The 8,608-nt window shown below is 67.9% G+C and carries 8 protein-coding genes; 3 read left to right on the plus strand and 5 right to left on the minus strand.

What is annotated here, in order from left to right; genetic code table 11:
- Positions 1-186 precede the first annotated feature (186 nt).
- Together HGB39_RS31030 and HGB39_RS31035 are read right to left on the minus strand one after the other, a co-directional pair.
- A complete protein-coding gene (locus tag HGB39_RS31030; RefSeq protein WP_064080121.1) occupies positions 187-2,136 on the minus strand; it encodes a S9 family peptidase in 1,950 nt (649 codons plus the stop codon).
- A 24-nt stretch (positions 2,137-2,160) separates the two neighbouring features.
- On the minus strand, positions 2,161-3,561 hold the full coding sequence (locus HGB39_RS31035) for a carotenoid oxygenase family protein (protein WP_043791896.1): 1,401 nt from the start codon (positions 3,559-3,561) through the stop codon (positions 2,161-2,163).
- Positions 3,562-3,711: 150 nt separating this feature from the next.
- On the opposite strand from HGB39_RS31035, the gene HGB39_RS31040 reads away from it, so the two are divergent.
- From HGB39_RS31040 to HGB39_RS31050, 3 genes are read left to right on the plus strand one after another with little or no spacing between them, the layout of a single operon-like run.
- Positions 3,712-4,974 (plus strand): pyridoxal phosphate-dependent aminotransferase, encoded by a 1,263-nt coding sequence (locus HGB39_RS31040; RefSeq protein ID WP_005238257.1) that lies wholly within the window; start codon positions 3,712-3,714, stop codon positions 4,972-4,974.
- A 55-nt stretch (positions 4,975-5,029) separates the two neighbouring features.
- Positions 5,030-5,749: a helix-turn-helix domain-containing protein gene (locus HGB39_RS31045; protein WP_005238256.1), complete on the plus strand. Its 720-nt coding sequence runs from the start codon at positions 5,030-5,032 to the stop codon at positions 5,747-5,749.
- Positions 5,746-6,186: a hypothetical protein gene (locus HGB39_RS31050; RefSeq protein WP_005570461.1), complete on the plus strand. Its 441-nt coding sequence runs from the start codon at positions 5,746-5,748 to the stop codon at positions 6,184-6,186. Before HGB39_RS31045 ends, HGB39_RS31050 begins: the two co-directional genes overlap by 4 nt.
- Here HGB39_RS31050 and HGB39_RS31055 read toward each other — a convergent pair.
- The 3 genes from HGB39_RS31055 to HGB39_RS31065 form a co-directional block, all read right to left on the minus strand.
- Complete coding sequence (locus HGB39_RS31055; protein ID WP_005570462.1) at positions 6,177-7,358, minus strand: MAB_1171c family putative transporter; 1,182 nt, start codon at positions 7,356-7,358, stop codon at positions 6,177-6,179. The genes HGB39_RS31050 and HGB39_RS31055 overlap by 10 nt on opposite strands.
- A gap of 4 nt (positions 7,359-7,362) precedes the next feature.
- Positions 7,363-7,824 carry a hypothetical protein gene (locus tag HGB39_RS31060; protein ID WP_210753088.1) on the minus strand — a complete coding sequence of 154 codons (462 nt, stop codon included), beginning with the start codon at positions 7,822-7,824 and terminating at the stop codon, positions 7,363-7,365.
- Between the two features lie 486 nt (positions 7,825-8,310).
- Positions 8,311-8,608 (minus strand): RNA-guided endonuclease TnpB family protein (locus HGB39_RS31065; RefSeq protein ID WP_168442981.1); only part of this gene is annotated, 298 nt, incomplete at its 5' end.

The following is an 8,608-nucleotide window of genomic DNA, read 5'->3' on the forward strand; positions in this document are numbered from 1 at the left end:
AAGGGGAACACCCATTTCACTCAGCTGCGGTTATCGACTCCTCTTTCCGACGCTACTCGCGGCCCAGCCGCCGACGCGATACCTCGCTCCGTTGATACCGCGCGGTCTCTAATTCTCGGAGATCAGAGAAGAGCACAACAATTGGTTTGTTTTGTGCATCAAACCCTTCGGATTCCGGGTGGACAGTCAGCCGTTGGGCGGCCGCCAGAGTTCGAGTCGCGGAATATCCGGTGGCTCGAATCCCAATACCTGGCCGTAGAAGGACAGTTCGGCGTTGCGGGAACTGATCAGGGTGGCCAGCTTCCGGAATCCGTGCGACTCCCCCTCGTACTCGAGGTAGGCGTGCGGGATGCCCTTCTCCACGAGCGCATCCCGGAACCGTTCCGCCTGCGACGGCGGCACGATCGGATCGTCGAGCCCCTGCAGGAGCAGAACCGGGCAGTTCAGTCCGCCAACGTTGTTCAGCGGGGCACGTTCGGCGTAGAGGTCGGCCGCCTCGGGCAGCGGGCCGATCAGCCCGTCGATGTATCGGGACTCGAAGTCGTGTGTCTCCTTCACGAACCCGTCCAGTTCGGCCACCCCGAAGTAGGACGCACCGCACGCGAACACGTCCGAGGTGGTCAGCGCCGCGAGCACGGTCCACCCGCCGGCGGATCCGCCCTCGATCGCCAGCCGGCCGGGGTCCGCCATGCCCGCCTCGGCGAGGCCGGTCACCGCCGTCACCACGTCCTCGACGTCGACGACCCCCCACTGTCCCCGCAACCGGTTGCGATACTCGCGACCGTATCCCGTGGAACCGCCGTAATTCACGTCGACGACGCCGATGCCGCGGCTGGTGAAGAACGCGAACACGGGATTCAGCGAAGGCGCGACCCGCGACGTCGGTCCGCCGTGCACGAACGCCACATACGGCGGCAACTCCCCGTCCTCGCCCCGGTACCGCGGGTGACGCGGCGGGTAGGCGATCACGTGGACTTCGCGTTCGGCGCCCTGGAACGTCAACTGCCGGGCCTCGGGCAGATATGCCGCCTCGGGAAGTTCGGTGACGGACAACCGGACGGTGCGGAGTGCACCCGTGTCGAGGTCGAGTTCGCGCAGGCCCGACGGGGTCTGGGCGCCGCCGGTGAGCAGCAGGATCCGGTTGCCGTTGCGGTCCCCGAGGCCGACGCTGGTGAGCCCGTCCAGCGGGATGTCCACGAGCGAACCGGTCGCGGGATCGAGGACGGCGAGGGTGTCGGTTCCGAATGTCCGCACGGTCAGGAGCGTGCCGTCGTCGCGGCGGGTGTGCCAGCGGCCGCCGAGCATCCACAGCGCGCCGCCGAAGTCGGCGTCCATCGGGCACAACGCGACCGGGTCGGGATCGTCGATGCCGACGCGGTAGAGATTCCACCAGCCGCTGCGGTCGCTGATCGTGTACAGGTCGGTGGGACCGACCCATTCCGGTTGCAGCACCGATTCCTCGGGACCGCCGAGAAGTGTCCGCACCTTCCCTGTCACGCGGCCGCCCTCGACCGCCACGACCCTGAGCTCGGTGCCGTCCCACGGCATCTGCGGGTGATCCCACGCGATCCAGGCGAGGTGCCTGCGATCCGGGGACAGCCGCGGATTGGCCAGGAAGTCGGAGCCGGCGACGACGGACCGCACCCTATGCGGGTCGTTCGCCGCCGACCCGTCCAGCGGAATCACGCAGATGTCGCGGGAGACGCCGCCGTCCGTGTCGTGCGTCTCGCGGACGGCCCACACCTCGCCGTCGATCACCGACAGGTCGCCGTACCGCAGCGAGCAGGGCTGCGGCGGCTCCGGTGTCAGCGGCACCGGTGTCCCGCCTTCGAGCAGGTACAGACGCTGATCGCTGAACTCGGCGAACACCAGGCGGCCGGCGTCGGTGACGGTCCAGGCGCCGCCGCCGTACTCGTGAACGCGGGTGCGGGCGTTCCATGGTGCGGGCAGGACATCTTCGGGTTCGTCGTCCAGACCGAGGCGCCGCACCGCGACCCGCCCGCCTTCGCTGGGCCGCAGTTCCGACCACCACACGTCGTCGCCCACGTACCGGCCGCCCTCGACGGGGTGGCCGCTGGAGGCGAGATCCGCCGCCGCGATCGGAGAGGGCCAGGAACCGTAAGGCGCAGAGGTCATCCGCAGAGGATATTCCGCCGTCCGCTACTCCGCAGGCAGCCACGCGCCGTGAAGGCCCGCCGGAACCCGGATCGGCAGCCGCACCTTCCCGATCGGCCCCGACCCTGGGTCGTCGGCGGGCAGCACGAAGAACCAGGACGACATGTCGCCCCGGTCGGTCCCGATCATTCCCCAGTACTCGTACTCGGCGCTGGGCATGAAGATCGGCTCACCCACCGACACACTCCCCGGATCCCAGTGCGCCTCGGTGCCGCGGGCAGTGTCGAAGAACCACAGCGAATCCTGCCGTCCCTGGCTGCGGTCGAGTTTGCCGACGGTCGCCACCGCGCGGTGCCCTCGGGTCAGCTCACGGTCGTCGACTCGCGGGAACTCGACGTCGCGGTCGCACACCACCTCTCGCGTCACCCGTCCGCTGCCGGGGTCGACGACGGCGCGAACCAGCGAGCCGAGCGACGGCTCCGGAGCCTTCGCGAACCCACCGGGGTACGTCCACTCCACGTAGTCGACGCTCACCCTCCCGTCGGGCAGATCGAAGGCGTTCGCGAAATGCCACACCCAGTAGGCATCGTGCGTCGTCCACCGGACCGGACCGCCGTCGCGGGGCACCAGCGCGATCCGCGTGCCGTCCTCGGGCCGCCAGTCGAGCACGGACCCGCCGGTCAGCACGGCGGCGATGTCGAAGACCAGCGGGCACAGCATCAGAACGATGTAGCGCTCGGTCAGTGCCATGTCGTGGATCATCAGCGGCGTGTCCGCACCCGCGACCGGCGTCGGTGTCCGCGCGACCGAACCGTCGGGGTTCACCACCGACCACGTCAGGTACGGGGCGTCGAGCATGTAATTGAACAGCACCATCTGTCCGGTGACCGGGTCGATCTTGGGGTGCGCGGTGCTCCCCACACCCATGGCGCCGTCGCAGTTCTCCCGCCCCAGCGTGCTCAGGTCGGCGGGGTCGAGGCGGAACGGCAGCGTGGTCTCGGCCATCGCGAGCAGCCGCCCGCCGTGCCGGACGATGTTGATGTCGGGCAGCTCGCGCGACGTGCCCGCGAGGCCGGGCCCTACTTCGTCCTCCGTCGGCGTGTAGAGGTCGGTAACCCCGGGCCAGATGACGTGCCCGGCCTTCTCCTCCGCCTGCACCATCGGGGTTCGGACGAAGCGGTTGGTGTACCGGGCGGCACCGTCGGCGACTTCGATTCGGTGGACCATGCCGTCGCCGTCGAGCGGGTAGACGTACGTCCCGATCGGATCGAATCGGGGGTTCGGCCCGTTGCGCAGATAGGCGCCGTGAAGATCGGCGGGTAGTTCGCCGATCACCTCGAGATCCCGGACGTCCACCTCCTCCCGTTGCGGCGCGAACACCCCGACGAGATGGCTGTGGTGCGCGATGTCGACGGGTCCGGGGCGACGGGATACCGGTGCTGACATGTGCGTCATTCCCTCCGGGCGCGGTGAATGCGAGACGGATCCGACCCCCTCTCGAGGGTACGACGGGCACCTGCGCGTGCGGGGTGTTTCCACGACGCGACGGCGGTCTGATACCCACCAGTAGAAATCGGGTTGCCCGGGAGTGGGAGAATGACGCTCGTGAGCAACCCAGACCACGGCCATCACCGCATGCCGCACCGCAAGCTGGAGCAGTCCACCAAGCTTCAGAACGTGCTCTACGAGATTCGTGGACCGGTACATGCCCACGCCGCCCGGCTGGAGGCGGAAGGCCACCGGATCCTCAAGCTCAACATCGGCAACCCCGCACCGTTCGGTTTCGACGCGCCGGACGTGATCATGCGCGACATGATCGCCGCGCTCCCGTACGCGCAGGGTTACTCCGAGTCCAAGGGCATCCTGTCGGCGCGGCGCGCGATCGTCACCCGCTACGAGCTGGTCGCCGGGTTCCCCGAACTCGACGTCGACGACATCTATCTGGGCAACGGTGTGTCCGAGCTCATCACGATGACGATGCAGGCGCTCCTCGACAACGGCGACGAGGTGCTGATCCCGGCACCGGACTACCCGCTGTGGACGGCGATGACGAGCCTCGCCGGCGGCACCCCGGTGCACTACCTGTGCGACGAGGGCAACGACTGGAACCCCGACATCGCGGACATCGAGTCGAAGATCACCGACAAGACCAAGGCGCTCCTGGTCATCAACCCGAACAATCCGACGGGTGCGGTGTACTCGATGGAGGTGCTGCAGCAGCTCGTCGACCTGGCGCGCAAGCATCAGCTGCTGCTTCTCGCGGACGAGATCTACGACAAGATCCTCTACGACGACGCCAAGCACATCTCACTGGCGACGCTGGCCCCGGACCTGCTGTGCCTGACGTTCAACGGCCTGTCGAAGGCGTACCGCGTCGCCGGCTACCGGTCCGGCTGGGTCGCCATCACGGGACCGAAGGAACACGCCGCGGGTTTCCTCGAGGGACTCGACCTGCTGGCGTCGACGCGTCTGTGCCCGAACGTGCCCGGTCAGCACGCCATCCAGGTGGCGCTCGGTGGGCACCAGAGCATCGAAGACCTGATCCTGCCGGGTGGTCGACTGCTCGAGCAGCGTGATGTGGCCTGGGAACGCCTCAACATGATTCCCGGTGTCTCCTGCGTGAAGCCGAAGGGCGCGTTGTACGCATTCCCCCGCCTCGACCCGAACGTGTACGAGATCTACGACGACGAGAAGCTGGTCCAGGACCTTCTGCTGCAGGAGAAGATCCTGATGGTGCAGGGCACCGGGTTCAACTGGCCGGACCACGACCACCTCCGCATCGTGACGTTGCCGTGGGCGCGTGATCTCGCTGTCGCCATCGAGCGGTTCGGAAATTTCCTCACCAGCTACAAGCAGTAGGATCGAGACACAGCAAGCGACACGCGCGTCGCTTGCGTGTCTCCTGGGGGAAAGAATGGTCACCAGCACCCGCGCGCGTTTCGGACAATTCGTCCATCGACGACGGCGTTTGCTGAACCTCACACAGGACGAGGTCACGGCCGCGGGTGGCCCGTCCGACGCAGCTCAGACGCGCGCCGAGAACGGGACCGGCCCGGATCCGAGCATCGAGACCCTCCGCAAACTGGACGTCGCGCTCCGCTGGGCTCCGGGCAGCGCGGCTCGCACCCTCGACGGTGGTCATCCCACTCCTCTCGAGGCGCTCGACGGGGAGGACCGGTCACCGACCTCGCGCCCGCTGACGCTCGGGCCGTCGGAGATTCCGCTGGATCTGGACACGATCATCGAGATCCTGGGGCCGCACACCCAGATCACCAAGCTGAGCGCGGCGCACCCCGAGGTTCCCGGGCTGGCCGAAGCGGCGGGCGAACTGAGCCGGGTGGTCTCGAAGATCACCGGCGCGTACGTGACGCGGTTGCTGGAAGTCAACGGAGGCCCCGCCGGGCCGCGCCAGCCGCTGGTCGAATTCGCATTCGGCCACCTGCTGGAGGAACCGTCCACGGTCACCGACCCGCGTGAACTGGAGGAAGCACGGTATCGCCGTTTCCTCTACGGCCGGGGAGACGGCCTCGACGCGGCCACCCGGGAGCGCTTCTGGCGTCGATGGGAGGACGCGGTGAAACTCGTGGCCACCGAGGATCCCGAACGCAGCGGAGATGCGGAGGTGAACGCATGAACGGCGTGCCGCTGTCGGTGCGGGTCAACCGCCTGTTCTCGCTCGCCCACGACCTCGACGGCCCCGAACCGGGAGAAGACACCGTCGCCGCGGGGGTGTCCCGGATACTCGGCCGGCCCGTCGAGCCGTCCGAGATCGAGTCCCTGCGCAGGAACGATCACCACGCGCCCGAGCCCGACGTCCTGCGGGCTGTCGCGCAGCACTTCCACGCCCCCGAGCAGTACCTCGCCACCGATGGCTACCACGACTACGACACGCTGGTCCGCTTCAAGATCGCGGTTCGCGAGGCCGGTGTCCGGCACTTGTCGATGCGATCGCTCGACGCATCCGCGGAGCCGACCACCGCGGAGATGGAATCGCTGATTCCCCTTCTGGAGAATCTGCGGCGGAGTCACGGACCGGTGCCGGTCGCGGCCCCGGACCCTCGTCAGACCTGAGCGGGGACGCGCGCCGACGGGTCCGCGGGGCCGCCGAACTGAGGGAGGCGACGCGCCCACAGTTCGGCCGCCAGATGCTCGGCGTCCCGCCAGTGATCGGCCAGCCGGGCCAGCTCCCACGGTTCGCCGCCGACGTCGGTCGTGAACAGGTGGGCCGTCCCGCCCGTGCCGTGCGCCCGGTGACCGGCCCTGCGAGCCAGGCACGCGAGGTGCAGCCGCGTCGCCGTGACCACGGGCGGTGCGGTGCCGGAATGCCCGCCGAGTTCGAACACCACGTGTCGGTCGAGGATCATGATCGCGTCGCGGATCTCGACGCTCATGCGGTCGAGGCGGCTCCGGGCCGACAGTGCCCGGCGATCCGCCGGTCGCAGTTCCAGGACCACTTCGGGCACCGCACCGGTCAGGGTCCGCCACATCGGTTGCAGACGCCGGGTGACTTGCCGTGACCGCCACCGGTGACCGAGCGCCCGTACCACCGGTCCGACCGAGATGAGCGCGCCCGCCGACACGACGAGCAGGCGGATGAACGCCCCCGAGTCGCTGTGCGATTCGGTCAGGGCGTTGTCTTCGCTGACCGCGTTGACCACGCCGGTCGTCACGACGACTCCCATGTCGAACACCTCGAACAACGACAGGGCGATGACCGCGAGAAACACCCGGCGCTCGCGTCCCGGTGTCGCGCTGCGCACGGCCTTCAGCGAGATCCACAGGTTGAGCAGGGCGACGGACAGGATCGGAACCGCGTACGTGATGCAGTACGCCGCGAAGGGCCAGCCGCCCTCGTCGGCTATGGCGACGCCCCGCGATCGCGCCGGCGTGCTCAGGCCGATCAGGATTGCCCCCGCGACGGCACACATCGACAGCGAGACGACGTGGATCCGGGGAAGGCGCGCCGGGCCGAGTGCCCACGCGGAGAAGAGGCTGATCAGCGACGCCGCGGTGAGGATGATGCAGACGTTACTGAGGGTGTTCGCGAACCCGTACCCGAACCAGCGGTCGAGCCAGATCTGTGCCAGTGATCGCTGGAGGACCAGGGAGAGGGATGCGAAGACGAGGGCGGCGTTCATCCGGCGTTCGGCGACAGTCGACCGGACGAGGGCCAGGCGCAGGAGAGTCGTTCCCCAGACGACGGCGAGGAGCGGCCAGCTCACATAGGTGGGCGGTTCGTACACGGCGTCAGAACGTTCCGAGCATCCGCGACACCCGTGCGTCACCGACGGTGTCGTCGCTCGTCCCCGCTCGACGACCCGCCATGATCAGGGTGGCGAGAAGTTCCGCCTCGTATTCCTGGTCGTTCGAGTAATTGGACCGGCCGAGCATTTTGACCACGCGCGCCGTGTCGACCGTTGGCGCGGCGACCGACAAGGCCGTCGAATCGACGGTGGTGTCCCCGATCGTGTCGCGGTCGTGGCCGAGCTCCATGTGTGCCAGTTCGTGGCAGATGATGTGGGTGGCGTGCACGTCCGACGTCCCTGCTGCGTACAGGATCACGTCGTCGTCGGCCCGTGCGAGCCAGAGACCGGAATGACCGCCCTGGACGAGGGCGTGCGAGACCGGGACCAGGTGAATCGGGCGCCCGCGACGGGCCGCGACGCCGGCGACGAGCTGATCCCTGTTCCAGGGCACGGGAATAGCCATCTCCGCCACGATCCGGCGAAGATGGTTGCTGGATCGCGACTGCCGCGAGATTCGCACTGGAACACCTCCGAACGGCCATAATCCTAGGCTGTCGGGGTACGAGGTCACGACATGTGGGCGATTTCACCTACCCGGTTGACGAATACCCCTACCGTGTCGGTAGATTGGCTACCGGCACCTCGAGTGCCTCGAGCACCTGTCGCCCCTCCCCCCTGTGGGCGCCAGGTTGGTGGCGGGGTCAACCCCCCTGTACCCCGCCACCCAGCTCGGCAAATCTCTCCACGCAGCGGCTCTGCGTCCGCGGAACACACCCCTCGTTCGGAGTTCCGGACCACCCCTGCGTGGAGTTCGGCGTTCGCTGCAGATTAGCTGCTGCGTGCCATGCTTCGATATCTATTGACGTCCTCTCGGCTGTGAACGACCGAGATTCCCCTCGAGACTCGCGTCCCGAGGTTCCTGTTTCACCGACAGTTGCCTCCCCACACTTTATGTGCGGGGCGGTCTCACACCATCTCCGCAGGCTGCCACCGTCAGTCCGACGGCCAAAATGTTCTTCGCCGCGTTCACATCCCGATCATGGACGGCGCCGCATCGGCACGCCCACTCCCGCACGTTCAGCGGCATCGTCGAGGCGATCGCCCCACACACCGAGCAGGCCTTCGACGACGGATAGAACCGGTCGATCACCACCACCCGCCGCCCGCACCAGTCGGCCTTGTACTCGAGCATCGACCGGAACTCGGACCAACCCGCATCCGAGATCGCCCGAGACAACGACCGATTC

The organism is Rhodococcus opacus (assembly GCF_012396235.1).
In the GTDB taxonomy this organism is placed as follows: domain Bacteria; phylum Actinomycetota; class Actinomycetes; order Mycobacteriales; family Mycobacteriaceae; genus Rhodococcus_F; species Rhodococcus_F opacus.